Source organism: Streptomyces sp. NPDC055506 (genome assembly GCF_053643595.1).
Genome location: NZ_JBSHKH010000113.1, coordinates 1 through 26,819, shown reverse-complemented (window position 1 = coordinate 26,819; position 26,819 = coordinate 1). Strand labels below are relative to the sequence as shown.

The window sequence follows — 26,819 nt, the reverse complement described above, 5'->3', positions numbered from 1 at the left end:
GGGTCCGCCCCGGTGGTGGGGCGGACCCGGCTCCCGGCTGGTGCGACGGCTCAGGACGACTGGGCGCTCTGGTACAGGTTCTGCGCGTCCGCGCCGAAGTACGGGCCGTACATGGCGTTCGGCAGGAAGTTGTACTTGAAGCTGTTCACCGAGGACTGCAGGCCGGTCCCGGTGGCCTCGTCGAACCGGGTGAACCACGGGCCTCCGCTGGAGCCGCCGGTCATGTTGCAGGTCAGGCCGTGGTCGCTGGACAGCAGGAAGTCCCGGAAGGTGGTTCCGCTGCAGTAGATGAACTTCTCGCCGTCGTACGGAGCGGCGGCCGGGAAGCCGAAGGAGTACATGGCCTTGTTGTAGCCGGTGTTGAAGGCCAGCCCCTGGCCGCCGACGACATCGGTCAGCTGCTTCCCGTCCAGCGGGGCGACGACGGCGGCGCCGATGTCGTAGTTGATGTCCTCACTGGCCGTCCACTGCGGCGTGGACAGGGTCTTGGACGCGGCCCAGGTGCCGTACGGGCGCTGGCCGTCGTGGTAGCCGGGCACGAACACCCAGTTGGTATGCCAGGCTCCCTGCATCTTCACGCAGTGCCCGGCGGTGATGACGGTGCTCTTGTTGGCGCTGGTGACGGCGTTGCCGGAGCAGGAGGCGGTCCGCCCCTGGTAGGTGAAGAACACCCGCCCCGCGGTCTTGGTCACCGCTCCCCCGCCGGACCAGGGACCGCCGCCGTGCGGGATCGCCAGGGGTCCCACGTCGGAGACGGGTGCGCTGGGCGCCACGACGGTCGCCTTGCCCTTGCGGGGTGCGGACGCCCGTACGTCGGAGCGGTCGACGGACAGGATGTCGAGCGGGGTGGCCGCGCGCATCCGCTGCGGGGTCCAGAAGTCGAGGGCGCTCTGCCGCGCCAAGGGTGCCATGGCTCCCGGTTCGGGCGCGGCGCTCGCCGGTGCGGCGGTGACACCGGTCGCCAGGAGTGCGGCGACGCCGGCGAGTGCGCCGAGGACGGTGTGGCGCAGGCGGGTGGTGCCGCCGGACGATCGAAGGCTGCGGGGTCTGCCTATCACGCGGTCTCCTTCTGCTGCGGGGGCCGGGCGGCGGGGAACCGTCCGCCCGGTCAGGCAGGGGGTGTCACTGCGGACAGTCAGAGGGCAGCGTGCCACCAGGAGGCCGATATAGACAGGTGCATGTCATAACGATGGCCGAATCATCACCTCCTCTCCGCGCGCGCACGCAAAAAGGACCCGGCCTCCACGGTTGAGGCCGGGTCCGGGACGGAGCGTGGGGGTCAGAGGACGGGGTCGGTGCCGCCGGGCTGGATGCGTCCGCGCCAGGCGCCGGACTCGGCTCCGCGCTCCTCGATGTACTGCTTGAAGCGCTTCATGTCGCCCTTGACCCGGCGGTCGATCGTGCCCGTCATGTCCGCCGCCTTCTCCGCGGCTCCACTGGGCTCGATGTCCATCACCAGCTCGACCCTGGTGTGGGTGTCGTCGAGGCGCTCGAAGCGGACGGACCCCCTCTGGTTGATGTCGCCGCTGGTCGTGCGCCAGGTGACGCGCTCGTCGGCCAGCTGGTCGACGATCTCGGTGTCGAACTCGCGCCGAACTCCGCCGATCTTGGTGGTCCAGTGGTTGTGGCGGTCGTCCAGTTGCCTGACCTCCTCGACGCCCTCCATGAACTTCGGGAACTCCTCGAACTGCGTCCACTGGTTGTAGGCGGTGTGGACGGGGACGTCGACTTCCACGGTTTCCTTGACGGTGCTCATCTTCATGCCTCCGTTTTCACTGATCGACTGCAGGAGGCCCATCGGCCCGCAGCACAGGTCCGGGCCCGTGGCGGGCCGGGTACCCGAGATCGTGCGGTTGCCACACGGATCCGCGCCGGTCCGGAAAGGAAGCGGAACCGGCCCGGCCGCTGATCGAACACGGATGCGAGCCCGGGCGTGCGCCTTCCCCGCTCCGGGGTGGGCGCGCCGCCGGGGACCTCACGCCCGCGTTCATGACGGCGGCGTCCATGGCGTCGCCGCGCTCGGCGGGAGGGCGCCGGGTGTCGTCGGGGTGAGCACACTGGCCGGGGTACGTGTCAGGCCGCGCTGGTGGCCGCCCCGGCCGTCTCCGAGCGAAAACCGTGGCCGAGCTCAGGGGCCAGGCCGTGGTAGTGGCGGAAGTTGTAGATGAGGGGGCTCCAGACGGCGGGGTCGATGTGGTGGGTGCCGGGCACGACGACATGTTCGGCGGCGTGGACGCGCAGGACCTCACATTCGACGCTGAAGAAGTGGCCCCCTCCCCCGGGTGTCGGCGCACCGGCCCGGCCCTCCAACTGCAGGGCGCACTCGGCGACTCGGGGCGGCTTCACGAGGTCGGCCGCGGCCGGTGTGAGCCCGGCCGCGGCGAACTTGTCCCGCTCGTACCGGTAGACGGCCCGCTTGGCCTCCGGCACCGGGTCGGCCCCGGTGAGCGGTGCAAGGCGTTCCACGTGCTCCCACAGCTCGGGCGAGGCGACGTTGATCACGAGTTCCGCGCGTTCCGCGAGATTGCGTACGGTATGGCTCTCACTCCCCAGGCCCAGGACGATGTGCTGCCCCAGGGCCCATGCGGAGGAGATGGGAGCCAGGTTGAAGGTGCCGTCGCCGTTCTCGGTGGTCAGCAGGACCACGGGCGTGCCGAAGTAGAGGATGCTCGGCCGGACCACGATGTGAGTGTCGGTCTTCATGATCAGGACGCTACGGGCGGGATACTTCGCCGCTCACCGAAGTGTCACGCACAAGAACACTAGAACCGATGGTGCTGCTGCTCCGGGTGCCCGTGCGGCTGACCACCCTGGCCGCCCGCGTTCTGGATCTGCAACTGCTCCGCCTGCTCCTTGGTCACCTTCTGTTCCGCGCCGCAGAAGGTGCACTGCGTCAGGTACTTCGTCGAGATCGGGAACAGCGGCACGAAGAACAGCGTGAACTTCGTGACGCGCTTCCTGAGCGTGTGCGCGGCGGGGTTGCCGCACTGCCCGCAGACCAGCGTCAGTATCGCCAGCTGGTACAGGTACCCCTTGGTGCCAAAGATGATCACGTGACGGTCCTTCCCGGATCGGATCTGCCCCCAGTGTCCTGTATCCCGGTCCGGCGGGACGAGCCGGCAGCCCGTACGGCCCGGGCCACGACGACGTGGCCCGGGCCGTGTGCGGTCCTGTCGGTGGTCAGCCGCCCAGCGCCGTCAGCACCACACTCTTGGCCTCCTCCTGGACCCGGCCGAGGTGGTCGGGGCCGAGGAAGGACTCGGCGTAGATCTTGTAGACGTCCTCGGTGCCCGAGGGGCGGGCCGCGAACCAGGCGTTGTCCGTGGTCACCTTGATGCCGCCGATGGGGGCGCCGTTGCCCGGGGCCTCGGTGAGGACGGCGGTGACCGCGTCTCCGGCCAGGGTGTCCGCGCTGACCTGGGCCGGTGAGAGCTTGGCGAGCAGGGCCTTCTCCTCTCGGGACGCCGGAGCGTCGATCCGGGCGTAGGCGGGCTCGCCGAAGCGGGCGGCCAGCGTGGCGTAGTGCTCCGACGGGCTCTTGCCGGTGACGGCCGTGATCTCGGAGGCGAGCAGCGCCAGGATGATGCCGTCCTTGTCGGTGGTCCACACGGAGCCGTCCCGGCGCAGGAAGGACGCCCCGGCCGACTCCTCCCCACCGAACCCGATGGTGCCGCCGGCCAGCCCGTCCACGAACCACTTGAACCCGACGGGCACCTCGACCAGTCCACGGCCGAGGTCCGCGGCGACCCGGTCGATCATGGCGGAGGAGACCAGGGTCTTGCCGATGCCGGTGGCGGCCGGCCAGCGGTCGCGGTGGGCGTACAGGTAGGAGATGGCGACGGCCAGGTAGTGGTTGGGGTTCATGAGGCCCGCGTCCGGGGTGACGATGCCGTGCCGGTCGGCGTCGGCGTCGTTGCCGGTGGAGATCTGGAACCGGTCGCGCTGCCCGATGAGCGAGGCCATCGCGTACGGCGACGAGCAGTCCATGCGGATCTTGCCGTCCCAGTCCAGCGTCATGAACCGCCAGGTGGGGTCGGTGTGCGGGTTGACCACGGTGAGGTCGATGCCGTGCTGTTCGGCGATGCGGCCCCAGTAGGCGACGGACGCCCCGCCCAGCGGGTCCGCCCCGATCCGCACCCCGGCCGCGCGGATCGCGTCCAGGTCGAGCACGCTGGGCAGGTCGGCGACATAGGTGCCCAGGAAGTCGTAGCGGCCGGTGGTGGGGGCGGCGAGGGCCCGGGCATAAGGGATGCGCCGTACGTCCTTCAGGCCGCCCCGGATGATCTCGTTGGCCCGGTCCTGGATCCAGGAGGTGGCGTCGGAGGCGGCGGGGCCGCCGCTGGGCGGGTTGTACTTGAACCCTCCGTCGGCGGGGGGGTTGTGGGAGGGCGTGACCACCACGCCGTCCGCGAGACCCGTGGTGCTGCCGCGGTTGTGGGCGAGGATTGCGTGCGAGACGGCCGGGGTCGGCGTGTAGCCGTCCGTGTCGTCGATCAGCACCGTCACCTCGTTGGCGGCGAACACCTCCAGGGCGGTGACGCGCGCGGGCTCCGACAGGGCGTGTGTGTCCGCGCCCAGGAAGAGCGGGCCGGTGATGCCCTGATCGGCGCGGTACTCGCAGATGGCCTGGCTGGTGGCGGCGATGTGGTCGTCGTTGAACGCGCTCGCCAGGGACGATCCGCGGTGTCCGGAGGTCCCGAACGTGACGCGCTGCCCCGGATCGTCCAGGTCGGGGTGGAGCGCGTAGTACGCGGTCACCAGCCGGGCCACATCGACGAGATCCTCGAAACCGGCCGGATTGCCCGCTCGCTCGTGCTGCATGGGCCCGCTCCTCCGCATGGGTTGATCCTTCGCTTGCGGTCTCATCCTTCCTCGTCACGGCGGTGCCGCGCGAGGGGGACACCACTACGAGGGCCGGATGTGCGCCAAGCCACGGGAAGGAGAGGTGTCGAGCGGCGGGACTTGCTATGGAGCACACGGAGGCGGTGCCTTCGGATGCCGGGGCGCGCCGGGGACCGCAAGGAGGCGGCGCCGCGGACCACCGGGACGTCCGGTGATGCGCGCCGCGCCGCCTGTCCTCCTCGTGGCCGTCACGTCGACGCCCTTGCCGTGGTCAGATCCGTCCGCCGGTGAACCGGGTGACGGGACCGTGGGTGCCGCGTTCCGCGCGCCGTCCGACCGCGTACGACGCGGCGCTCAGTGCGGTCAGGCCGGCTCCGACACCCGCGGCGACGAGCTTGCGGTGGGCGATGACCGTCCAGGCCGTCTTCGCCGTGGCCGCGACGTGACCCGAGGCCGTGACGACCGCCTGGCGGCCGGCCTCGACGCCCTTGGCCGCCGTCTGCATGGCCGCCGTCGTCGCCTCGGCGGAGCGCTCGGCACCGGCCTTGACCGCTGACCCCGCGTCATCGACCTTGGCCGCCGCACGCTTCGCGGCCTGGGTCGTCGGCGCGGTCGCCTTGTCCGTGGCGTTGCGCGCCTTGGACTCCGTCGCCTGAATGGTGGTCGGCTTGTGATTCGTGCGCTTGTTCTGTTCAGTCATGGACACCGACTTGCCTCTGACTCCGTCGGCAAACACATTCGGTCGCCCGCTGTCAGGGCGGGTGAGGGCTGATCCCCTCCTCGGAGGGGTAGGCGGGCTACAGACAACAAGCACGTCAGACACGAGGGAAGGTGCCTCATGGCCAACATCCTGGATCGCATCAAGCAGTTCGCCCGGAGTCCGCAGGGGCGGCGGGCCGTCGAGCAGGCACGGCGGGCCGCGGCCGACCCCCGCAAGCGGGCCCAGGCCCAGCGTCTGCTGGGCAAGCTCCGCGGCCGCCGCTGACCGGACTCCGGCATCCGCACCGGCCTCGTCAGGAACCTCCCGGTGGCCAACTCCTCGTACCGACACGTGTGTTCATGTCCGGTTCGGGCACTTGGGTCGCACCACACCTGAGAGGAGCTGGTTCGATGAGCAGGGCGGGGAACGGCAGGAGGATCTGTGCCTTAGGCGTCGCCGGTGTCCTGGCGGGAGCGGTGCTGACCGGCTGCGGCGACGACGGGGACACCGGCGATGGTGCGCGGGGTTCCTCCGCCGACAGCGGCACCCGGGAGCGGGGCACCCAGGCGGTGCGCTCTGCCTACGACAGGACGGCCGAGGAGGACACCGCCAAGGTGAAGCTCCGGGTGCGGACCTCGGCCCAGGGCGCCTCGGAGTCGGCCGACGGGCAGGGCGTCGTGGACCTGGACGACGGCGACAGCGTCATGACGGTCACGGTGCGGGGGCAGCGGATCGAGCAGCGCGTGATCGATCGGGTGCTGTACCAGAAGATACCCAAGGGCCAGGCGCCGGACGGCAAGCCCTGGATCAAGATCGACCTGGGGAAGGTCGCCGAGCAGCAGGGCGCCGGCGACAACTCCATGAGCGACCCGGCGCAGTCGGCGGCGTACGCCAAAGCCATCACGGACAAAGACGTGACCGAGAAGGGCACGGCCACGATCGGCGGGGTGCGGACCACGCACTACCGCGTCTCCGTCGACGTCGCCGAGCTGCCCGGCGGCGACACTCTTCGCCGGCAGGTCGGCCCGACCCTGCCGATGGACGTGTGGCTGGACGACGACGGCCGGATGCGCCGTCAGCAGCTCGACATGACCCTCAAGGCCCCGACGTCGACGCAGCGGCCCTCCGGCAACGCCTCGGCCGCGCCGCAGAAGGTCACGGTGCGCACGGTCATGGACTTCACCGACTTCGGTACCGAGGTGGAGGCGGACGAGCCGCCGGCCGGGCAGGTCACCGACATGACCGGCAAGGCCCTGGAGCAGGGCAAGGGACAGAGCTGACCCCGGCTCACCCCAGGTCGCGGCCGCGGACCCGCCGCACGAGGTCGTCCGCGGCCTCCGGCCAGCCGGCGTGATCGAAAGCGAAGCCCGCTTCGAGCAGACGGCCGGGGACGACGCGGCGGCTCTTCAGAAGCAGTTCGGTGTCCGAACGCAGCACGAAGGCGCCGGCCTCGGCCATCCAGCGCGTCGCGGGCAGTCCCACCGGCATCCCCCAGGCGGCACGCAGGGCGCGCATGAAGGCGCGCTGCGGCAGCGGCGTGGGAGCGGCGATGTTGACCGGGCCCGTAATGTCGTCCCGGGCGACGAGGAACTCCACCGCCCGGACGAAGTCCCGGTCGTGGATCCAGGACACGTACTGCGCGCCGCCGGCGACCGGGCCGCCGAGGCCGAGCCGGGCCAGCCGCAGCAGGACGTCGAAGACACCGCCGCGGTCCGGGCTCATCACCATGGCGGCACGCAGGGCCACCTTCCGGGTGTCCGGCGTGTCGGCCGTCTCCTGCTCCCGCTCCCAGGCCTTGGCGATGTCGACGCTGTAGGCCCAGTAGCCGGGGGTGCCGGGTTCGGCTCCGCCGATCACGCCGGTGGCCTCGTCGTTGGGCGCGTCGAAGCGGTGGGCGTAGATCGTCGCGGTGCTCATCTGGAGCCAGACCCGGGGCGGCCGGGCGGCTTTGGCGATGGCCTCGCCCACGACCCGGGCGGAGTCGACCCGCGAGTCCATCATGTCGCGGAGGTTGGCCGGGGTGTAACGGCAGCTCACGCTCCGGCCGGCCAGGTTGACGACGACATCGCTGCCGTCGATCTCCCGCACCCACGGCCCCTGGGTCGCGCCGTCCCAGTGCACCTCGCCCTTGCCTGCGGGACGCCTGGTCAGGACCACGACTTCATGCCCGGCGGCGCTCAGCGCGCGCTTGAGGAACGTGCCGACCTGTCCGGTCCCGCCGGGTATCACGAACTTCATGAAGGTCTCCCCCTCGACGTGTGGGACCGACCCTAGCTCACATTTGAACGCGTTCAAAACCTCCGGCGGCGCAGGTCCCGGCCGGCGCGGATGCGACATCGGGCAAGATGGGGCCATGAGCGTAGTCAAGATCAATGTGCTGACCGTGCCCGCCGAGCAGCGGGAGACGCTGGAGAAGCGGTTCGCCTCCCGCGCGCACACCGTGGAGAGCTCCGACGGGTTCGAGTGGTTCGAGCTCCTCCGCCCGGTGGAGGGCACCGACACCTACCTCGTCTACACGCGGTGGCGTGACGAGGCGTCGTTCCAGGCCTGGATGGAGGGGCCGATGAAGGCCGCGCACCAGGGCGGCGAGGGCGGCGAGCGGCCCAAGCCCGCCGCGAGCGACTCGACCCTCTGGTCCTTCGAGGTCGTACAGCAGGCGGGGCCGAAGGGCGCGTAACCCGCTTGATCGCATGTGAAAGGTCCCCCTGCCCGAAGCGGCAGGGGGACCTTTTCACATGGGGCCGGGCACCGCGCTCAGGGGCGCCGGGAGCGGGTGGGTGCGGCGGTACGGCCGACCGCGGCCGCCAGTTTGCGGAGCCGGCGCCAGTCCAGGCGGGGTGGGGCCTCGGGGACTCCGGGGCGGTTGCGGGGCACCCGGACGCGCAGGGCCCGGCGTGCGATGCGGCAGTGGACGGGGGCGGGCAGGGTGAGCGCCTCGCCGTCGAGGCCGACTTCGAGATGCGGTTCGTCGGAGTGGACGACGACGTGCTGGGCGGTGAGCACGGTGAGGCCTTCCGGGCGCGGCGACAGCAGGAGTTCGGCCGCTTCCACGGCGCTGTCCACGCGGACGGCGAGCACGCCCAGCTTCCCGGAGTTGAGCCGCTCGCGCCGGCCGAAGCCGAACGGGTCGTCCATGCGGTAGGCGTTGTTGCTCACCAGGACGGCCTGCGGGTCGGTGATGGTGGTGCCGTCGGCGCTGGCCGTCAGACGCGGGCCGCTCTGCCGGGTGAGCAGCTCGGGCAGCCGCTCCAGCGCGGCGCCCACCTTGTCGTCGCGGTAGCCGGGGCTCTGGACGACCGCCCCGTAGACACCGAACGACGCGTTGTTGACGAACGGGCGGTCGTCGGCGAAGCCGAGGTCGACGCGGAGTTCGACCCCGTCCGTGAGGGCGTCGAGGCAGGTGGACGGGTCGTCCCGGTCCAGGCCGAGGTCCATGGCGAAGTGGTTGCGTGTGCCGGCCGAGATGACGAGGAACGGGAGGCCGTGTTCCGCCGCGACGGCGGCGACCATCGCCTGCGTACCGTCGCCGCCCGCGACACCCAGGAGGTCGGCTCCGTCGGCCACGGCGGCCTTGGCCAGGGCGGTGACGTCCTGGTGGTGGTCCGGGTCGAGCAGGACGACCCGGGCACCCAGCTCCTCTGCCTTCTCCTTGAGGGAGAACTTCTCGACCTTGCCGCCGCCGGAACGCGGGTTGAGCAGGAGGAAGGGGCGCTGCGGCGGCGGTGTGCGGTACTCCTTGACCCGCACCGGCCGCAGGCCCGTGCTGCGCAGGGCGTAGCGGCCGCTCCAGACCGCGACGCACCACAGCAGCAGCGAGGCGAAGACCACCCAGATCAGATTCGCGGCGGCGAAGAGGATGATGACGCCGACGGGGGCGACGACGGCCAGTACGGCCGCCGCCATGCGTACCGGTCCGCGGCGGGACAGGACCCACCAGAGCGCCGCCGCGGTCAGGGCGAGTCCCGCCAGGCCGGCCAGAAGCAGCAGCAGTCCCTTCAGACCGCCGGAGACGAGGGGCAGCAACGCCGCCAGCGCGACCGCGGCAAGGGCTCCTCTGGCCGCCCATCTCTGCCGGCGGTGATCCCGCTCGCCCATCGCCGATCCCATCTCGTCCTCCACTCGAAGGCTCGGGCGCACCCTCGCGACCGCGCCCGGCCGTAATTCATGGTGCCCGCCGACGGATCGGCTCGGCCACTGCCGTCCCTGATGACTCCCCCACCGGCGGACACGTCAGACGTGAAGATCCCCCGGGGTGCAGCCATCGGTAGCGTACGCGGCCCCGCGAGCGCAGTTCCGCACACTGGGGCACGCCTGCGCCCACCTTCACGGTCCGTTAAAGGTACGGACACACATGCCCTCTTGACCTGGTGAGTCTCATTACGCAACTCTACCGCCACAGTCCCTGTCGACGAGGAGGCCGGCACGCGATGGAGTGGACGGGCGCGCGGTACACGGACGGACCGACGGTCGAGGTGGCGACGTGGATCGCCGCTCCGCCGGGGAGAGTGTGGGCGCTGGTGTCGGACGTGACGCGGATGCCGGACCTGAGCGAGGAGTTGCAGTGGGCGGGGTGGGCCGACGGAGCCGCCGGGCCTGCCGTCGGGGCGCGGTTCACCGGCCGGAGCAGGCACGAGACGTTCGGCGAGTGGGAGACGACCTCCACGGTCGTCACCTGTGCCCCGGGGCGGGCGTTCGCCTGGGCGGTCGGCGATCCGGCGGAGCCCAGTGCCGTCTGGCGGTTCGGGCTCGAGCCCAGGGACGGCGGGACCGAACTGTCGCAGTGGATGCGGATGGGACCGGGACGCTCCGGCCTCTCCTACGCGATCGACGCCATGCCGGAGAAGGAGCAGAAGATCGTGTTCGTGAGGTTGCGGGAGTTCGAGCGAGGCATGACCGCCACGCTGGAGCACATCAGGCAGCGGGCGGAGGCGTGATGCGCACGGCGACGACCGTCGAGGCGGCGGCCCTCGGCTCCTGGTCCCGGCAGGCCGACTTCGTCGTAGAGGCGGAGAAACTGGGGCTCGATGTCTGCTGGGTGGCCGAGGCGTGGGGATCGGACGCCCCGTCCGCCCTCGGCTTCTACGCGGCCCGTACGGAGCGGATGCTGCTGGGCTCCGCGGTCATGCAGGTCGGAACGCGCACGCCGGTGGCCCTCGCCCAGGCGGCGATCACCCTGTCCAACCTGTCCGGCGGGCGTTTCCTGCTGGGGCTCGGCCCGTCCGGACCGCAGGTGATGGAGGGCCTGCACGGGGTGCCGTTCGCCCGTCCTCTGGCTCGGATGCGCGAGACCGTGGAGATCGTGCGGCAGGTGGTCGCGGGCGGCAAGATCTCCCATTCGGGTTCGGAGTTCAGGATTCCGCTGCCCGGCGGGGAGGCGGTGCCGATGCGCCTGTCGATGCGGTCCGAGCACCCCGTCCCCGTCTACCTGGCCGCGCTGTCGCCCGCCATGCTGCGGCTGACCGGCCAGGTCGCGGACGGCTGGCTCGGCACCAGCTTCGTACCGGAGGGCGCGGCGGAGGCCTACTTCGCCCCGCTGGACGAGGGGCTGGCCGCCGCCGGGCGCGGACGCGCCGGGTTCGACGTCTGCCAGGGCGCCGAGGTCGCGTTCGCCCCGGACGAGGAGGAGCTCGGCGCCATGATCGCGGACCGGAGGAAGGAACTCGCCTTCAGCCTGGGCGGCATGGGTTCCGCGTCGACCAACTTCTACAACCGGGCCTACGGCCGTCAGGGCTGGGCCGAGGTCGCGGCGGAGGTGCGGGAGCGCTGGCAGGCGGGCGACCGAGCCGGTGCGGCGCGTCTCGTCACCGACGAGATGGTGCTGGCCACCACGCTCATCGGCACCGAGGAGATGGTGCGGCGACGGCTGCGGGTCTGGCGGGACGCCGGTGTGGACACGGTCCGTCTCTATCCCGCCGGGAAGACCCTGGACGACCGGCTCGACACCCTTGGCCGGGCGATCGAGTTGGTCCGCGAGACCGGTTCCGGAGCCTGAACCCGGCCTGTCCGCCGCGCACACCGGTGGACGGGTAGGCTCCCGTGCTGATCATCGGCCGACACGAACATCAGGGGGGCTCCGTGCGGGCCATGGCTACCGTGACGACGACCGCGCTCGCGTGCCTGCTGGCGGGCGCAGCCCTGGCCGGGTGCGGCTCCGGCGGCACCGGCGACGACAAGTCCGCCGGCGACCTCCTCGACGAGGCCAACGCGACGATGCGAAAGCTGGACTCCGTCACCGTCGACATCACCAACCGCACGGCGAGCGGCACCGTCACCAGCCACCTCGAGACCGACCTGGACAGCCGGTGCAGGTCGAAGACCGAGATGACCGGAGGCGCCGCCCTGGAGCAGATCCGTCTGGGCGAGACCGACTACGTCCGGCCGAACCGGGCCTACCTGCAGAAGTGGAAGAAGATCCCCGGTGTCACCGGCGAGCAGAAGCTGTGGGTGAAGACGCCGGTGGACCCGGCCGGTTCGGGCGGCGGTCTCACCTCGTGCGAACGGCCCTTCGACTCGTTCGGCACGGCGAAGAAGGGCGGCTCCACCCGGGTCGGGGGCACGAAGGCCATCGAGCTGATCGTGACGGACAAGGCGGACAAGGAAGGGACGTACACCTTCTACGTGGCCGACGAGGGCGAGCCCTACCTGCTCAAGACGGTCTACAAGAGCGGCGCGCAGCACACCACCACCGCGTTCAGCGCCTTCGGCGAGCCACTCGACATCCGGGCGCCGAAGGCGGGCGAGGTACTGAGCGCGCCCGGCGGCAGCCGCTGACCTGATCCCGCAAGTGGGGCGGCAGCGCTTTCCGTTGGATTTCGGCAGCAACTGGCCGAGCGGGGCGAATCGTCCCACAAGGGCTTGACGGGGGCGAGATACGCTCGGCCTACTGGTAGGCGCAGCCGGCCGGGTCGGGGGGTCTGATGGTGCGGCGACGATGGGCAGCGGCGGTGGGCCTGGTGGCCTGCCTGCTGTTGCTGCATCTGGCCGCCCCCGGGCTCGATCGGGGCGAGTACACGGCGGTCACGGCAGCCGTGGACGTGCGGGAGACCGGTGCCGCTTCGACGCCTGAGGCCGAAGGAACCGGGAAGCCCTGTCCGTGCGAGGAGGATCCGTCGCCGCGGCACCCGGCGGCACGGACACCGCGGGCCGCGGGTGCGGCCGGGGCGAGCGCGGTGGTGACCGGGGCGCCCGCGGTGGACCGGGGCGGCACGGACTTCCGGGCGGCGGGGACCAGCCGGTGTGCGGGGACGGCCCGGTGTGCGGGAACAGCCGGATCCGCCCCGAACGCCGCCCGGCTGCAGACGTTCCGCTGCTGAAAAACGGCAGTACCGACCAGGGCCTGCGCCGTGCGGCCTGAGTACTGCCTGGTGCCGATTCGCGGCGATGTACAGGCCTTCGTGTGTCCCATGCCGATGACACAGGAGGCAGAGTTGCCTGGAAAGCGCGTTCTCGTTCTGAGGCCGGACGAACTGGGCCCGAACGACCAGAAGATGTGGCGGGAGATCCGGACGGAGTCCGCGGCCCCCGCGAATCCCTTTCTCGACCCGGCGTTCACCACCGCGGTGGGGCAGGTCAGGCCGGGAGCGAGAGTGGCGGTGCTGCTCGACGACGACTCCCCGGTCGGGTTCTTCCCCTACGAGAGGGGGCCCTTGGGCCAGGGCCGGGCCATCGGGCTCGGCGTGTCCGACAGCCAGGGGGCTGTGCTACGGCCCGGGATCCGGCTCGACGCCCGCGGACTGCTGCGGTCCTGCGCGCTGTCGTCCTGGGAGTTCGACAACCTCGAGGCCGGCCAGGGGCTGTTCGTGCCGCACGCCGCCGAGGAGCTCGCCTCCCCGGTCGTCGACATCGGCGAGGGGTTCGAGCGGTACCGGGAGCGGCTGCGGACGAAGTCGCCGGGTTTCCTGAGACAGATCCTGGCCAAGGAGCGCAAGCTGGCCCGGCAGGCCGGCGAGGTGCGGTTCGTGTACGACGCCCGGGACCCGGACGCTCTGCGGGCGCTGATGGACTGGAAGTCGGCGCAGTACCGGCGGACCGGCCGGCGCGACCGGTTCGCGCAGGAGTGGATCACCCGGCTGGTGACGCTGCTCGGGGAGAGCGAGGAACCTGAGTGCCGTGGCGTCTTGTCCGTGCTCTACGCCGCGGACCGGCCCGTGGCCGCGCACTTCGGTCTGCGCTCGCGCACGGTGCTGTCCTGGTGGTTCCCGGCGTACGACCGCGCCTACGCCAAGTACTCCCCCGGTCTCGTGCTGCAGCTCAGGATGCTGGAGGCCGCGGCGGCCGACGGTGTGGAGACGGTCGACCTGGGGAGCGGCCCCGCCCGCTACAAGGAGTCGCTCAAGACCCGTGACCTGCGGGTGTACGAAGGGGCGGTGGTACGGCCCGCGCCGGGCGGAGCCGTTCACTGGCTGGGCCGGGAGCCCGCCCGGGCCGCCCGACGCTTCGTACGCAACCGGCCCCGTCTGGCGGGGGCGGCGGCACGGGCCCTGGCGGAACTGGGACGCGTGCGCGGCCGGTAGGAGCGGTCCAGCCGATCGTCCGGGCCCGCGCGCCCGGCTCGGGAGAACCGGGCGCGCCGTGCCGTCACCTCGCGGCGGTCCAGCTGTGGGCGACGTCCACGATGACCCGGCCGTCCAGCTGCAGCACCCGGAAGGGCAGCCGGGCGCGGAGGCCGAGTCCGATCTGGGTCTCCCCCTCGAAGCTGCCGGCGAAGCGGGTGTCCCGGAAGGTGCGGTAGCCGGTGAGGTCCACACCCGGCAGCGGGCGCGCCACCCGGCCGGGATAGGTGGCGGCACCGGTTTCCGGGTCATAGGCGGGCGCCGCGACCCGCACTTCGAGGACGGCTCCGCCGCTCACGGGAATGTGGCGGCCCGATCCGTCCTGGTGGAGCCGGTCGACATAGCGGACGGAGTAGCCGACGTCGCCGCCCGCGCCGGGCAGGTCGATGACCATCCGGTCGAAGCAGGTGTGACGGCCGGTCCTGATGTCCTTCACCGGCGCGATCGTGGCGCTGGTGTCGGTCTTGGCGAGACTTCCCCAGCCGGTGGGGCACGCCGCGGCCTGGGTCGCCTGCCGGGTGGCGGCCGGAGCCGCGCCGGCCGGGACCGCGGCCACGCCCACCGTGGCGCCCACGAGTGCGAGAGTCGCGCATGCGGTTCGGATTCGTACCATTTTCGCCCCCGAGGCTTAAGTGTTGCTGATATCGGGTGAGACGGCCGTGACGACCGAAAGGTTGCGCTTGCCGCGCCGGAGTGCCGACCATGGCACATCCTGATGGGGAGCGATCGGTGTCCGGTGCGTCCGTACCGGGAGGACGCGAGATGGATGAGGCAGCCGCCGTACCGGACGGGCCGCGGTCATCCGACGGCCCGGGCCGGGGCGGGGGCGACGGCCGGGTCCGGACCGAGGACACCGGCCGGATCGAGGACGCCCTCACCGCTCCGCTGATCGCGGCCGTGCGGGATCTCGGGGGGTACGGCGGTCTTGTCTACCTGCGTTCCCGCGACCGGCGCTCGCTGGTGCTGGCGCTGGTGACCGGGGTGCCCCGGTCACTGCTCAGGGCGTGGTGGCGGGTGCCCGTGGGCGGCGCACTGCCCATGGCCGAGGCCTACCGGCGCGACGAGCCCCTGTGGCTGCCGGACGAACGCGTCACCATGGTGCGGTTCCCGCAGTTCACCGCCGGGCTGCCGTACTCCTTCGGCTCCGCCCACCAGCCCGTCCGGGCCGGCGGGGAGGCCGTGGGCGTGCTGGTCGTGCTGCGCTCGGCCGCCCGGTCGCCGATGGAGGCGGATGCGGTGGATCGCGCGCTGCGCCCGGCCGGGCGGGACATGGAGGAGCGCCTCGGCCGTCTCGCCGCCCGGTCCGGCTCGGGCGCGTACCGGGTGGAACACGACGCCGAACCCGTCAGCGTGCGACGCCCCACGGCCGCCGTCCACCCCGTGCGGGTCGGGCTGCTCGACTGGGACCTGGACAGCGACCGGTGCACGCCCGACGACGAGGCCCTCGCGCTCCTCGGCCTCGACGGGGCGGACTTCGACGGCACCATGGCGGCCGTCGAGGCCCGGGTCAGTCCGGACGACCTGCACGAACTGCGGGCGAGCCGGCAGGACGCGCTGACGGACGGCCGGGTCAGATCCCGTCACTTCCGGGTGCGGGACGAGTCCGCCGGCAGCGGGGAGATCGGCTACCGTCCGGTCGAACTCTGGGGCCATCTCGTGCGCGGCGGCACCGGCTCCGCCCGGATCCTGGTCGGCGCCCTCGTCGACGCGGCCGGCGGGCTCACCGCGGCCGAGGCGGCGGAGCGGCTGCCCGACGGGCTGTTCTCCCTGGACCAGGACGGCCGTCTGACGTACGCCAACCGCCGCTGCGAAGAACTGCTGGGCGCCGGCCGGGAGGAGTTCCTCGGCCGCTATCCGTGGGAGGTGATCACCTGGCTCCGGGATCCCGCGTACGAAGACCGCTACCGGGCGGCGATGCTGTCGCAGGAGCAGGTGTCCTTCCTCGTGCGGCATCCCGCCGGGAACTGGCTGAGCTTCGTGCTGTACCCGGACGTGCACGGGCTGACCGGGCGGGTCCATCCGACCGGCCCGCCCACCGGAGTCGAGGAGGCGCGCGAGGCCGGGTCGTCCGCCGGTCCCGTGCCGGGCGCCGCGGCCGTGGCGCCGCCGCCCGGGCCGGTGGCGGCGGCGCGGGCCGGGGCGCTGTACCACGTGGTGCAGATGGCGAGCGTGCTCACCGAGGCGGTCACCGTGCAGGACGTGTGCCGGGCCGTTTCCGAGCAGTTGCTGCCCGCGTTCGGTGCGCGGGAACTCGCCCTGTACACCGTCCTCGAGGGCCGGATGTACCTGCAGTGGGAGTCGGGGTACCCGGAGGGCTTCCTCACCCAGTTCGAGGGCGTCGCCCTCGACACACAGCTGCCCGGCGTGCACGCGCTGACCACACGGCTGCCGCTCTTCTTCGAATCGCCCGAGGATCTCTCCGCCGCCTACCCGGGCATCGCCCTGGACCGGATGAACGCCTGGTCGTTCCTGCCGCTGATCGCCTCCGGTCGTTCCGTCGGCTCCTGCATCCTCGGCTGGGACGCCCCGCACCGGTTCACCGCGGACGAGCGTTCCGCCCTCACCGCGCTGGGCGGGCTGGCCGCCCAGGCGATGGAACGGGCACGGCTCTACGACTCGGAGTCCGCCGTCGCCCGCGGTCTCCAGGAGGGGCTGCTGCCGCACCGGCTGCCGGCCGTCGAAGGGCTGCGCACCACCGGCCGCTATCTGCCGGGCACGCAGGGCATGGCCATCGGCGGTGACTGGTACGACGTGATCACGACAGGGCGTGGCGTGGCCCTGGTCATCGGGGACGTCGAGGGCCACAGTGTCGGCGCCGCCGCGGTGATGGGTCAGTTGCGCAGTGCGGTGCACGCCTTCGCCGCGAGCGAGCGGCCGCCGCAGGAGGTCATCACCCACACCAACCGGCTGCTCGCCGAGCTGGAGGCGGACGCCTTCGCCACCTGCTGCTACATCGAACTCGACCCGCGCAGCGGGCGGGCGCTCGCCGTGCGGGCCGGCCATCCCCCGCCGCTGCTGCGCCACCCCGACGGGCGCGCGGAGACACTGGACCTGGTGGGCGGGGTCATGCTGGGTGTGCAGCCCGACTCGGTCTATCCCGTCACCGCCCTCACGCTGGCCCCCGGCAGCGTCCTCGCCCTGTACACCGACGGGCTCGTGGAGCAGCCCGGCAGCGACATCGAGACGGGCATCGAGGAGGTCCGCCGCGCTCTGGCCGACACCCCGGCGGACTCGGTGGAGCATCTCGCCGACCGGCTGGTGAGCACGGCCCGGCGCGCCCCCGAGCGACCGGACGACGTGGCCCTCCTGCTGACGGCATACCGCTGACGGGCCTGGCTCGGGCCGCGAGGGTGGGTGGGTCTGGCTCGGAGTACGGTGGGCGGGACCGGGGAGCGAGGCGGTGGTGGCAGTGGAGTGGCAGCGGTATGCCGAGCAGATGGCGCAGCTCGCCCGGGATCTGGTGGCCCAGGATTCGGTGCAGGCGACGCTGGACGAGATCGCCGCGTCGGCGGTGAAGCTCGTCGAGGGCTGTGACGCGGCGGGGGTCCTGACGGTGTCCAAGGGCCGGGCCGTGACGCTGTCCGTGTGCGGCCACATGGTCGAGGAGTCCGACCGGCTGCAGGGCGAGCTGGGCGAGGGGCCGTGCTTCCACGCCGCCCGGCGGGTGGACGGCGAGCGGCTGTTCCGTATCGCCGACATGACCACGCCGCAGCCGTCCTGGCCGCGCTTCTCCCGGGCGGCCCGCGATCTGGGGATCGGCAGCATGACCGGGGTGCTGCTCTACACCGAGCAGGAGGACTTCGGCGCGCTGAACCTCTACTCGCGCCGCCCGGGCGCCTTCGACAAGGACATCGAGGCCGCGGGCTGGCTGCTCGCCTCCCATGCCGCCGTGGCACTGGACACCGCCCGTACCGTCGACCAGCTCGAGCACGCCCTGGAGACCCGGCACGCCGTGGGGGAGGCCATGGGGATCCTCATGGAACGCCACCGGCTGAGCGAGGACGAGGCGTTCGGCGTGCTGCGGCGCATCTCGCAGAACCACAACATCAAGCTGCGCGACGTCGCCCGGCATGTCCGCCGGGACCCCGGCCAGGCCTGACCGGGACGTCGAGGCGGCCGCCTCAGGCCCGGTGGCGGTCGGGGCGGTACGCGCGCAGCAGGAGCACCGCGATGTCGTCGGTGTGCTGCCCGGTGGGCGTCGTGTGCTGGAGGAGCCGGTCGATGAGCCGTTCCAGGTCGTGGCCGTCGGCGGCGTCCAGCTGCCCGGCGAGGTCGGACGTGGTCCGGGTGGCGTCGGTTCCGGGGAGTTCGACCAGACCGTCGGTGTAGAGGGCGAGGGTGGTGCCGGGGAGCAGGGGCGCGGTGGTGACCGGGTAGTGGTTGCCGGTGTCGATGCCCAGCAGCGGGCCGGGCTCGACGTCGAGGACGGCGGCGGGGCGGCTGGTGTGCCGCAGCAGTGGCGGCACGTGTCCCGCGCTGGCGAAGGCCACCCGGTGGCGGGCCAGGTCGAGATGGGCGTAGAGGCAGGAGACGAGCAGTTCGGAGTCGAGGTCGGACAGGAGCCGGTTGGTGCGCACGAGGACCTCGTCGGGTGCGGCGCCCGCGGTGGCGTGGGCGTGGATGGCGGTGCGCACCTGGCCCATGAGAGCGGCGGCGGCGATGCTGTGGCCCTCCACGTCGCCGATGACGGCGGCCGCGGTCGTCTCGTCCAGGCGCAGGAGGTCGAAGAAGTCGCCGCCGACCTCGATGCCGTGCCCGGCGGGCAGGTAGCGGGCGGCGACGTCGAGGCCGGACAGATTCGGCAGGGCCCGGGGCAGCAGGGCGCGCTGCAGTTCGTGGACGAGACGGTGTTTGGTGTCGTAGAGCCGGGCGCGGTCGAGGGCCTGGGCGATCAGACCGGACAGGGAGGTCAGGACGGCCCGTTCGTCGGCGGTGAAGGTGTGCGGGCTGTCGTAGGACAGGATGCAGCAGCCCACCGGCCGGCCGGAGATGATCAGCGGCAGGAAGGCCCAGGCCTGTTTGCCGCTGATCTGGGGGGCGCCCGGGTAGTTGGCGGCGAGCTCGGCCGGACTGGCGAAGAAGGCGGGGGTGCCGCTGGCGAGGACCTGGCCGGCCGGGGTGAGGTCGGTGTCCAGCGACAGGGCGTCGAGGCGTTCCATGACGTCGGCCGCGTAGCCGTGGTAGCCGGTGATCTTCAGACGGCCGGCCTCGGCGACGGACAGCACGAGGCCCTGGGCGCCGAAGGCGGGCAGGATCTGGTGGGCGCTCAGTGCCACGAGGTCGCGCACGGTCACCGCCTCGGTGAGCGCGGCGGCCAGGTGCACCAGTTGGTAGAGGCGCCCCGTCGGGGCCGCCGCGGGGCTTCGCGCGGCGGCGGGTGGTGACGGGGCCTCGGTCCGCTCTGTGCTCGGGACGACGCGGACGCTGATGCCGCTGGTGTCCGGGTAGAGCTGGAAGGTGAGCCACAGGTCGGGCGGGCGGAGCGCGGTGAAGGACACGGGGGTGCGGCCGAGGACCGCAGTGCGGTAGTGGTCCTCGTAGACGGGGTCGTCCAGCCAGGACAGGGCCTGCCAGGGCCGGGTGCCGAGCAGCCGGTCGGCGCGGCAGCCGAGCAGGCGGGCCGCGGCGGCGGTGGCGAAGGTGATACGGCCCTCCAGATCGAGGGCCAGGGCGCCTTCGGGGAGGCGTTCGAGGTAGTCGGCGGCGGCCAGGCCGGTCTGCACGGGGTGGTGCGCGGCGTCGACCGGGACGATGCGCGGCTGGTCGGGCAGGACGGGCGGCCCCGCGGCGTCGTCCAGCAGGCGGGCCATGCGGCGGGCGCTGGAGGTGATGTGGCCGCGTACGCGTGGCGTGATGCCGCGCGGCCGCACGGCGGGCCACATCAGCACGATGCCGCCCCAGCGGCGCCGTACGCCGGCCAGCGGGACGGCGGCCAGGGCGAACGGATAGGGCAGGACCGCGGCGGCGCGCGGGTAGCGGCGGGCCATCTCCTCCTGGCTCGCGATACTGACCAGGGTGTCGTCGTGGATCGCGTCGGCGACCGGGACCGGTGCGGTCAGGGGCAGCCGCTGCCAGGGGGCGCTGAACGCGATCGGCAGGCCGCACAGCGCGACCAGCCGCAGCACGGGCTCCGCCTCCTCGATCAGGTACAGGCCGCCGATCGAGGCTCCGGTTCCCCGCACGGTGTCGGCCAGGGCCGTCCCCAGGGCGTCCAGCGTCCCGGCACCCCCGGACGGCTCGTTGCTCGCGGACATGCTGTCCTCCCGCTCTTACCCGGACGCTACGCCTCACGGGGCCCGCGGGCATGTCGTCGGGCTGACTCCGCGGATGAGTGCTACGGGCACGGAGCGTGGTGTGCGGGGGTGTCGTCCTACAGAATCGGAAGCCCTGGACGGCGATCGGGAGGCCGGATGCAGACGCTGACATCAAAGGATCCGCTGGCCGTCGCCGTCACCGCGGCGATCCGGACCGGGGATCTGCCGGGGCTCGGGCAGTTGCTCGCCGACCATCCCGGTCTGGCCGCGGCACGCGTCACCGAGCACGGCGAGGACGGCAAGGGCACGCGCAGTCTGCTGCACATCGCGACCGACTGGCCCGGCCATTTCCCCCACGGTCCCGAGGTGGTCGGCGCCCTGGTCGCCGCGGGGGCGGATCCCGACGCTCGCTTCGGCGGCGCGCACACGGAGACGCCGCTGCACTGGGCCGCGAGCAGCAACGACGTGGCCGTCCTGGACGCGCTCATCGCCGCCGGTGCCGACATCGAGGCCCCCGGGGCGGTGATCGCCGGTGGCACTCCGCTCGCCGACGCCCGCGCCTTCGGCCAGTGGCGTGCCGCGCGCCGGCTGGTCGAGCACGGCGCCCGCACCACCCTCCAGGACGCCGCCACGCTCGGCCTGCTCGACCGGGTGCGGGCGTATGTCGAGGCCGGGGAGCCTCCTTCTGCCGACGAGATCACCAGCGCCTTCTGGGGCGCCTGCCACGGCGGGCAGCTGCCCACCGCGCGGTATCTCCACGAGCACGGCGCCGACGCCGACTGGTGCGGCTACGACGACATGACACCGCTCGACATCGCCCGCGCCCACGACGCCGACGACGTCGTGCGGTGGCTGCGCGACCTGGGCGCGAAGAGCCGCTCGTAGGGTCGGGTCACAGGCAGTAGCGCACGAGCCACTCGTCCTGGTTGTAGGCGGTGCGCGCGGGGTCGGGGACGCCCACGGCTCGTTCCTCGACCATGTCCTCCACGCGCACCGGCTCCGGCAGTGCGCCGAAGCGGGCCCGGCGTGCGGCCGCCTCCGTCTCGCTCCCCTGCTGCGACGTCGCGTCGTCCACCGCGATTCCCCTCTCTCGCCGGCTTCCGAGGCCGATCGGCCTCCCTGGGCAAAGAGTTGACGCACGGGGCGGGCTCTTGGTTCCCGTCACGGCGCTCGGCCGGCTCGTTCGACCCTACGAACTTCGCCTCTGGCGGTTCCCGGGACGCGCGGACAGTGATAGGAAACCTTCCTATCAGTTCTGCACGGCCAGCTCTCCCACCCCCCAATCTGTCTGGAGGCCCCGTGAGACACCCGACCCCGCGCCGCACCGCTCTGGCCTTGTTCGGCGCCGCCCTCGCCGCCGCCCCGTTCCTGAAGCCGTCGCCCGCCGCGGCTTCCGTCCGTGCGATCGGGCTCGACGACCCGGCGAAGAAGGAGATCGCCATGCAGCTCGTGTCGAGCGCGGAGAACTCCTCGCTCGACTGGAAGGCGCAGTACCAGTACATCGAGGACATCCGCGACGGCCGTGGCTACACCGCCGGCATCATCGGGTTCTGCTCCGGCACCGGCGACATGCTCGATCTCGTCGAGCTCTACTCCGACCGCAAGCCCGGCAACGTCCTCGCGAAGTACCTGCCGGCGCTGCGCGAGGTCGACGGTTCCGACTCGCACGACGGGCTCGACCCGGGCTTCCCCGGCGACTGGCGCAGGGCGGCCCGTGACGCCGCGTTCCGGCGGGCGCAGGACGACGAGCGCGACCGGGTGTACTTCGGCCCGGCGGTCCGGCAGGGCAAGGCGGACGGGCTGCGGGTGCTGGGCCAGTTCGCGTACTACGACGCCATCGTCATGCACGGCGACGGCAACGACCCCCTGAGCTTCCGCAGCATCCGCAAGCGTGCGCTGCGCACGGCGAACCCGCCGGCGTGGGGCGGTGACGAGGTGACGTACCTCGACGCCTTCCTGGACGCGCGAGTGTGGGCCATGAGGCAGGAGGAGGCGCACAGCGACACGAGCCGGGTCGACACGGCTCAGCGCGTCTTCCTGCGCAAGCGCAACCTCGACCTCGACCCGCCGCTGGACTGGAAGGTCTACGGCGACAGCTACCACATCGGCTGACTCGGAGGCGGCGGCCCGGGGCGGATTGGTCCAGGAAGCAGGCACGGAAGTGGACCTCCAGCCGGGCCGCCGCACTGCCTAGCGTCGCCGGTATGAACGTCACCACCACGCGGGGAGCCCTGCTCGCCGCGTTCGCCTGTGTCCTCGTCGGAGCGTCCTTCACGGCCAACAGCGTCCTGGGCGAGTACCCGTACGCGGGCGGCCAGTTCCTGCGCTACGGGCTGGCCTGTCTGCTGCTTCTGCCCCTGGCCGGGAAGGGCTCGACCGCCCGGCTGAGGGCGCTGACGCCGCGTCAGTGGGTCCGTCTCGTTCTGCTCGCCGCCGTCGGCATGGTCGGCTTCAACCTGGCCGTCATCGCCGCGGAGCGCACGGCGGAACCGGCGGTTCCCGGTGTGTTCGTGGGCTGTGCGCCGGTGGTCGTCGCCGTGCTCGTGCCGCTCCTGGACGGGCGCGGGCCCAGGCGGGCGGTGCTGTACGGGGCGTTGCTCGTGGCCGTCGGCGCCTGCGCGGTCCAGGGCTGGGGGCGCACCGACGGCGCGGGCCTGGCCTTCTCCGTGTGCGCCCTGGCGGGCGAGGTCGGGTTCGCCGTGCTCGCCGTACCCGTGCTGCGGCCGCTCGGGCCCCGGCTGCTGTCCGCCACGGTGTGCGCGGTCGCCGCGCTGGAGTCGGCCGCGGTCGGAGTGCTGGCCGACGGGGCCGGGTGGCTGCGGCGTCCGGACACCGCCGAGGCCGCCGCGCTGCTGTGGCAGGCGGTGGTGGTCACCGTTGTCGGATTCGTGTGCTGGTACATGGGCATGCAGCGGATCGGCGCGGAACGCGCCACCCTGTTCTCCGGCCTCATCCCGGTCGCCGCGGCCGGCACCGCACCGCTCGTCGGCACGGGCTCCTACGGCCTGGCACAGGCGGTGGGCAGCGCGCTGGTCGGCCTCGGCGTCGCCCTGGGGTCCGGGGCGCTGAACCTGACCGCGGCGCGCCGGCGCAGCGGCGGGCGAACCCGGAGCGCCGCCCCGGCGACGACCTTTCGGGGGAACGCCCGCCCGGAGTGGCAGGGCGTCCGCGCGCCGGAAATGCCGGAGTGATCCCTCGCACATCTAATGGACGGCACCCAATGTCTCAGCCGACACAGGAGCCACGTCGATGCCGCACTCCCGCACCGGTGAAGGGGACAAGAAGGCCGCGCGTGCGGGTCTGCTGCGGCGGCTGGGCGAATGGTGCGCACGCCACTTCGGGATCGTCATCGGGGCCTGGCTCGTGGCGCTGGTGGCTCTCCAGGTCGTCAACCATGTGTCCGGGGGTGCGTACTCCGACAACTTCTCCCTGCCGCAGGCGCAGGCGCAGAAGGGCCTGGACGTGCTGAAGGAGCACGATCCGCAGGCCGGCGGCTACAGCAGCCAGATCGTGCTGCACGACGACAGCCAGGACCTGACGGCGCTGAGTTCGCAGATGTCCACCACGGTCGCCGACCTGGAGAAGCTCCCGCACGTCCTGTCGGCCCAGAACCCGCTGACCGTGCAGGGCTCGTCCTCGCAGCAGTCGCAGCCGAACGTCGGGCCGCTGTCGGACGACAAGAAGACGGCGTACATCACGGTCCGTTTCAATGTGCAGCCCTCCACCCTCGGCGCCGGATACCTGAACGGCGTCGACTCCGCCGTACAGCCGCTGCGTTCCGCGGGAGCCGAGGTGGAGTACGGCGGGCCGCTCGGCGAACTCGCGCGACCTGCCGCCGACGACCGGGTGAGCGAGCTGATCGGGTTCGGCGTGGCCATCATCGTGCTGCTGGTCGGGTTCGGCAGCGTGATCGCCGCCGTCATTCCGCTGCTCACCGCGCTGATCAGCGTCGTCGGAGGTCTCGCCATCCTCGGGCTGCTGGCCGCCGCGTTCACCTTCGCGACGGTCTCACCGACTCTGGCCACCATGATCGGCCTCGGTGTCGGTATCGACTACGCCCTGTTCATGATCACCCGTCACCGGCAGAACATCATCGACGGCGCGGACCCGGTACGGGCCGCCGGGCAGGCCGCGAGCACCAGCGGCCACGCCGTCCTCGTCTCCGGCTGCACGGTGATCATCGCCCTGGCGGGCCTGTCCGCGTCCGGGGTCTCCTTCATCTCCCTGCTCGGTCTGGCCGCCGCCGTCACCGTGGTCTCGGCCGTCATCGGCGCGCTCACCCTGGTCCCCGCCCTGCTCGGCCTCATCGGCCGGCACATCGACCGCTACCACGTGCGCCGCCCCGTCGCCGAGACCGACGCCGAAGCGGGTGAGACGGCGCAGGGCACCTGGCACCGGTACGCGCAGCGGGTGGAGCGCAGGCCGCTGTGGTTCCTGTCGGGGGGTGTCGCCGTGATCGTGGTGCTCGCGATCCCGCTGTTCTCCATCCAGCTCGGCCACATCGGCGACGGCGCCGACCCGACCTCCTTCACCGACCGGCGGGCGTTCGACCTGATGACCGACGCGTTCGGGCCGGGGTCCAACGGTCCGCTCACCGTCGTCATCGACCAGACGAACGTGCCGGACTCGCAGCGCGACGACCTGGCCTCGCGCGCCCAGACGACGCTCGACTCGGTCGAAGGAGCCGCCGCCGTCACCCCCCTGACACCCACCCAGGACGGGGACGTCCTGGTCGGCACGGTCTACTCGACCGTGTCCCCGCAGAACGCCGCGACCACGGACCTGACCAACCGTCTCGTCGACGACACGCTGCCGGACGTCGTCCAGGGGACGGACGCCAAGGGGTACGTCACCGGCACGACGGCGACACAGGTCGACTTCCGTGACATCGTCGCCTCCCAGCTGCCCGTGATCATCGCCGTCGTGGTGGGCCTGGCGTTCCTCATCATCCTGGCCGTGTTCCGGGGACTGCTCGTCGCCGTCAAGGCGGCCGTGCTGAACGTGCTGTCGATCGCCGCCTCTTACGGCGTGGTCGTCGCGGTGTTCCAGTGGGGCTGGGGCGGGCCCGCGCTCGGCGTGCACGGCAAGGTGCCCATCGAGAGCTATGTGCCGATGATGATGTTCGCCATCATTTTCGGCCTCAGCATGGACTACGAGATCTTCCTGCTGTCCCGCGTCCACGAGGCGTGGCTGCGCACCGGGGACGCCAAGGGGTCGGTGGCGCACGCGCTGGAGATCACGGCGCGGGTGATCACCAGTGCCGCGCTGATCATGGTGAGCGTGTTCGCGGCGTTCATCATCAGCGACAACATCGTGGTCAAGATGCTGGGACTGGGGCTGGCGGTCAGTGTGCTCATCGACGCCTCCGTGGTACGGCTGCTGATGGTGCCGGCCGTGATGACGCTGCTCGGGCGGCACGCCTGGTGGACGCCGCACTGGCTGGACCGGGTGCTGCCCCATGTCGACGCCGAGGGGGAACAGAAGGCGGAGGGCGCCCGTCCGGCGCGGTAGCGGGCCGGCCTCAGTGGAGCACGAGGTGCACGAGGGCGACGGCACCGATCGACACGATCAGGGTCCGCAGGACGGCGGGGCTGAAGCGGCGGCCCGTCCTGGCTCCGACGAGGCCGCCCAGCGCGGACCCGGCGGCGATGAGGAGGACGGCCGTCCAGTCGAACTCCGCGAAGAAGACGAAGAGCAGGGCGGCGACGGTGTTGACGACGGCCGCGAGCACGTTCTTCACGGCGTTGAGCCGCTGGAGCGTCTCGTCGAGCAGCATGCCCATCAGGGAGACGTAGATGATGCCCTGCGCGGCGGAGAAGTAGCCGCCGTAGACGCTGGCGAGCGTCAGCCCCGTGAACAGCAGCGGACCGCCGTCGGGACGGGCGCGGCCGCCGGTGCGGCTACGGCGGCGGCGCACCCACCCGGCGATGAGGGGCTGACAGGCCACCAGGACCAGGGCGAGGCCCACCAGGGCGGGGACGATCCGCTCGAAGGCCGCGGCGGGCAGGGTCAGCAGCAGTACGGCGCCCGCGAGGCCGCCCAGCACGGCACCGATGCCGAGCAGGAGGACGCGCCGTCTCTGGCCCCGGAGTTCCTCGCGGTAGCCGATGACCGCGCTGATCGAGCCGGGAACCAGCCCAAGTCCGTTCGACACGGTCGCCGTGACCGGTGGCAGTCCGGTGGCGAGCAGCACCGGGAAGGTGATCAGCGTTCCCGAGCCGACGACGGCGTTGACGGCACCGGCCCCCGTACCGGCCGCGAACACGGCCGCCATCTCCCAGGGCGTCATGCCGCGACTCCGACGCCGGCGCCGCGTCCGGCGTTCCAGGTGCTGTCCATGGGATCACGCTAGAGGGTGCGCACTTCGGGGTTCGCCGAAGGGTGCCGGACGCCGGAGATCGAGCTGATCGGATCGCGCACCGCCCCGGCACGGACACGAGGGAACGGCGGCGGGATCCGAGGAGGGATCCC

26 protein-coding genes are annotated in these 26,819 nt (G+C 72.2%); 14 read left to right on the top strand and 12 right to left on the bottom strand.

The window, feature by feature from the left end; translation table 11 throughout:
• Nucleotides 1–50: 50 nt before the first annotated feature.
• The 6 genes from ACWIF2_RS31500 to ACWIF2_RS31475 form a co-directional block, all read right to left on the bottom strand.
• Nucleotides 51–1,058 carry a trypsin-like serine peptidase gene (locus tag ACWIF2_RS31500; RefSeq protein WP_454364304.1) on the bottom strand — a complete coding sequence of 336 codons (1,008 nt, stop codon included), beginning with the start codon at nt 1,056–1,058 and terminating at the stop codon, nt 51–53.
• Between the two features lie 221 nt (nt 1,059–1,279).
• On the bottom strand, nt 1,280–1,756 hold the full coding sequence (locus ACWIF2_RS31495) for an SRPBCC family protein (protein WP_454364303.1): 477 nt from the start codon (nt 1,754–1,756) through the stop codon (nt 1,280–1,282).
• A 317-nt stretch (nt 1,757–2,073) separates the two neighbouring features.
• Nucleotides 2,074–2,703 (bottom strand): flavin reductase family protein, encoded by a 630-nt coding sequence (locus tag ACWIF2_RS31490; protein WP_454364302.1) that lies wholly within the window; start codon nt 2,701–2,703, stop codon nt 2,074–2,076.
• Between the two features lie 59 nt (nt 2,704–2,762).
• Complete coding sequence (locus tag ACWIF2_RS31485) at nt 2,763–3,053, bottom strand: zinc-ribbon domain-containing protein (RefSeq protein WP_454364301.1); 291 nt, start codon at nt 3,051–3,053, stop codon at nt 2,763–2,765.
• 127 nt (nt 3,054–3,180) lie between these two features.
• Nucleotides 3,181–4,821 (bottom strand): phosphoglucomutase (alpha-D-glucose-1,6-bisphosphate-dependent), encoded by a 1,641-nt coding sequence (pgm, locus tag ACWIF2_RS31480; protein WP_454364300.1) that lies wholly within the window; start codon nt 4,819–4,821, stop codon nt 3,181–3,183.
• A gap of 292 nt (nt 4,822–5,113) precedes the next feature.
• Complete coding sequence (locus ACWIF2_RS31475; RefSeq protein WP_454364299.1) at nt 5,114–5,542, bottom strand: hypothetical protein; 429 nt, start codon at nt 5,540–5,542, stop codon at nt 5,114–5,116.
• A gap of 138 nt (nt 5,543–5,680) precedes the next feature.
• Here ACWIF2_RS31475 and ACWIF2_RS31470 point away from each other — a divergent pair, with 138 nt between their 5' ends.
• Both ACWIF2_RS31470 and ACWIF2_RS31465 read left to right on the top strand, forming a co-directional pair.
• Nucleotides 5,681–5,827, top strand: a complete 147-nt coding sequence (locus ACWIF2_RS31470) for a hypothetical protein (RefSeq protein WP_193482844.1) — start codon at nt 5,681–5,683, stop codon at nt 5,825–5,827.
• A gap of 125 nt (nt 5,828–5,952) precedes the next feature.
• Entirely contained in the window at nt 5,953–6,822 is an 870-nt protein-coding gene (locus ACWIF2_RS31465; protein ID WP_454364298.1) for a hypothetical protein, read from the top strand.
• 7 nt (nt 6,823–6,829) lie between these two features.
• On the opposite strand, the gene ACWIF2_RS31460 is transcribed toward ACWIF2_RS31465, so the two are convergent.
• Nucleotides 6,830–7,780, bottom strand: a complete 951-nt coding sequence (locus ACWIF2_RS31460) for a DUF1731 domain-containing protein (protein ID WP_454364297.1) — start codon at nt 7,778–7,780, stop codon at nt 6,830–6,832.
• A gap of 115 nt (nt 7,781–7,895) precedes the next feature.
• Between ACWIF2_RS31460 and ACWIF2_RS31455 the strand changes: the two genes are divergently transcribed.
• A complete protein-coding gene (locus ACWIF2_RS31455; protein WP_454364295.1) occupies nt 7,896–8,219 on the top strand; it encodes an antibiotic biosynthesis monooxygenase family protein in 324 nt (107 codons plus the stop codon).
• A 77-nt stretch (nt 8,220–8,296) separates the two neighbouring features.
• On the opposite strand, the gene ACWIF2_RS31450 is transcribed toward ACWIF2_RS31455, so the two are convergent.
• Nucleotides 8,297–9,649, bottom strand: coding sequence for a diacylglycerol/lipid kinase family protein (locus ACWIF2_RS31450; RefSeq protein ID WP_454364293.1), 1,353 nt, complete (start codon nt 9,647–9,649; stop codon nt 8,297–8,299).
• Between the two features lie 320 nt (nt 9,650–9,969).
• Between ACWIF2_RS31450 and ACWIF2_RS31445 the strand changes: the two genes are divergently transcribed.
• The 5 genes from ACWIF2_RS31445 (at nt 9,970) to ACWIF2_RS31425 (ending at nt 14,055) form a co-directional block, all read left to right on the top strand.
• Nucleotides 9,970–10,476, top strand: coding sequence for an SRPBCC family protein (locus tag ACWIF2_RS31445; protein WP_454364291.1), 507 nt, complete (start codon nt 9,970–9,972; stop codon nt 10,474–10,476).
• Nucleotides 10,476–11,534 (top strand): LLM class flavin-dependent oxidoreductase, encoded by a 1,059-nt coding sequence (locus ACWIF2_RS31440; protein ID WP_454364290.1) that lies wholly within the window; start codon nt 10,476–10,478, stop codon nt 11,532–11,534. Before ACWIF2_RS31445 ends, ACWIF2_RS31440 begins: the two co-directional genes overlap by 1 nt.
• A gap of 92 nt (nt 11,535–11,626) precedes the next feature.
• Entirely contained in the window at nt 11,627–12,313 is a 687-nt protein-coding gene (locus ACWIF2_RS31435) for a hypothetical protein (protein WP_454364288.1), read from the top strand.
• Nucleotides 12,314–12,459: 146 nt separating this feature from the next.
• Nucleotides 12,460–12,855 carry a hypothetical protein gene (locus tag ACWIF2_RS31430; RefSeq protein WP_454364287.1) on the top strand — a complete coding sequence of 132 codons (396 nt, stop codon included), beginning with the start codon at nt 12,460–12,462 and terminating at the stop codon, nt 12,853–12,855.
• Nucleotides 12,856–12,951: 96 nt separating this feature from the next.
• Nucleotides 12,952–14,055: a GNAT family N-acetyltransferase gene (locus ACWIF2_RS31425; RefSeq protein ID WP_454364306.1), complete on the top strand. Its 1,104-nt coding sequence runs from the start codon at nt 12,952–12,954 to the stop codon at nt 14,053–14,055.
• Between the two features lie 64 nt (nt 14,056–14,119).
• On the opposite strand, the gene ACWIF2_RS31420 is transcribed toward ACWIF2_RS31425, so the two are convergent.
• A complete protein-coding gene (locus tag ACWIF2_RS31420) occupies nt 14,120–14,707 on the bottom strand; it encodes an AMIN-like domain-containing (lipo)protein (protein ID WP_454364286.1) in 588 nt (195 codons plus the stop codon).
• A gap of 149 nt (nt 14,708–14,856) precedes the next feature.
• On the opposite strand from ACWIF2_RS31420, the gene ACWIF2_RS31415 reads away from it, so the two are divergent.
• Entirely contained in the window at nt 14,857–17,421 is a 2,565-nt protein-coding gene (locus tag ACWIF2_RS31415; RefSeq protein ID WP_454364285.1) for a SpoIIE family protein phosphatase, read from the top strand.
• Nucleotides 17,422–17,530: 109 nt separating this feature from the next.
• Complete coding sequence (locus ACWIF2_RS31410) at nt 17,531–18,193, top strand: GAF and ANTAR domain-containing protein (protein ID WP_454364305.1); 663 nt, start codon at nt 17,531–17,533, stop codon at nt 18,191–18,193.
• Between the two features lie 22 nt (nt 18,194–18,215).
• On the opposite strand, the gene ACWIF2_RS31405 is transcribed toward ACWIF2_RS31410, so the two are convergent.
• Nucleotides 18,216–20,348 (bottom strand): SpoIIE family protein phosphatase, encoded by a 2,133-nt coding sequence (locus ACWIF2_RS31405; RefSeq protein ID WP_454364284.1) that lies wholly within the window; start codon nt 20,346–20,348, stop codon nt 18,216–18,218.
• Between the two features lie 156 nt (nt 20,349–20,504).
• Here ACWIF2_RS31405 and ACWIF2_RS31400 point away from each other — a divergent pair, with 156 nt between their 5' ends.
• Complete coding sequence (locus ACWIF2_RS31400) at nt 20,505–21,233, top strand: ankyrin repeat domain-containing protein (protein WP_454364282.1); 729 nt, start codon at nt 20,505–20,507, stop codon at nt 21,231–21,233.
• A 7-nt stretch (nt 21,234–21,240) separates the two neighbouring features.
• Here ACWIF2_RS31400 and ACWIF2_RS31395 read toward each other — a convergent pair whose 3' ends face one another.
• Entirely contained in the window at nt 21,241–21,423 is a 183-nt protein-coding gene (locus ACWIF2_RS31395) for a hypothetical protein (RefSeq protein WP_454364280.1), read from the bottom strand.
• A 224-nt stretch (nt 21,424–21,647) separates the two neighbouring features.
• Here ACWIF2_RS31395 and ACWIF2_RS31390 point away from each other — a divergent pair, with 224 nt between their 5' ends.
• The 3 genes from ACWIF2_RS31390 (at nt 21,648) to ACWIF2_RS31380 (ending at nt 25,859) form a co-directional block, all read left to right on the top strand.
• Entirely contained in the window at nt 21,648–22,460 is an 813-nt protein-coding gene (locus tag ACWIF2_RS31390; protein WP_454364279.1) for a chitosanase, read from the top strand.
• Between the two features lie 92 nt (nt 22,461–22,552).
• Nucleotides 22,553–23,539: an EamA family transporter gene (locus tag ACWIF2_RS31385; protein WP_454364277.1), complete on the top strand. Its 987-nt coding sequence runs from the start codon at nt 22,553–22,555 to the stop codon at nt 23,537–23,539.
• Nucleotides 23,540–23,597: 58 nt separating this feature from the next.
• The gene (locus tag ACWIF2_RS31380; protein ID WP_454364275.1) at nt 23,598–25,859 is read left to right on the top strand and encodes an MMPL family transporter; all 2,262 of its coding nucleotides are present in this window, start codon (nt 23,598–23,600) and stop codon (nt 25,857–25,859) included.
• Between the two features lie 10 nt (nt 25,860–25,869).
• Here ACWIF2_RS31380 and ACWIF2_RS31375 read toward each other — a convergent pair whose 3' ends face one another.
• Nucleotides 25,870–26,637 (bottom strand): sulfite exporter TauE/SafE family protein, encoded by a 768-nt coding sequence (locus ACWIF2_RS31375; RefSeq protein WP_454364274.1) that lies wholly within the window; start codon nt 26,635–26,637, stop codon nt 25,870–25,872.
• Nucleotides 26,638–26,819 lie beyond the last annotated feature (182 nt).